The sequence below is a fragment of the Lactobacillus nasalidis genome (genome assembly GCF_016587775.1).
Classification (GTDB): domain Bacteria; phylum Bacillota; class Bacilli; order Lactobacillales; family Lactobacillaceae; genus Lactobacillus; species Lactobacillus nasalidis.
In genome coordinates this window covers 1-264 of the sequence record NZ_BOCG01000047.1, presented here as the reverse complement: position 1 = coordinate 264, position 264 = coordinate 1, and the positions used below count along the sequence as shown (strand labels likewise).

Genomic DNA, 264 nt, shown 5'->3' with positions numbered 1-264 from the left:
CAGCCGGCCGGCGGCTGACCGTCAGCTTCAGCCGGGCCGCGTCGGTGCGGTAGTTGTTGCCCCGGGGCACGCTGCCTGAAGCAATCGACACGTCCTGGCGGCCGGTCATTTTCAAGACCCGGGAGACCAAGCGGTCAGCGGCCTGGTTGCTTGCCCGGTAAAAGCCGCGCTCCCCGGAAACGGCAATCAAGGCAGAAAGCGCCAAAAGCAGCCCCCCGGCCACCAGCAAAGGCCGGCTGCGCCAGACCGCGTGCTGGCGGCCGG

General features: G+C 69.3%; 1 protein-coding gene. It reads right to left on the bottom strand.

Features of this window, described 5'->3' with window-relative positions; genetic code table 11:
* The coding region (locus lacNas_RS00370) for a hypothetical protein (RefSeq protein ID WP_201346487.1) at positions 1-264 on the bottom strand (264 nt) is incomplete at both ends.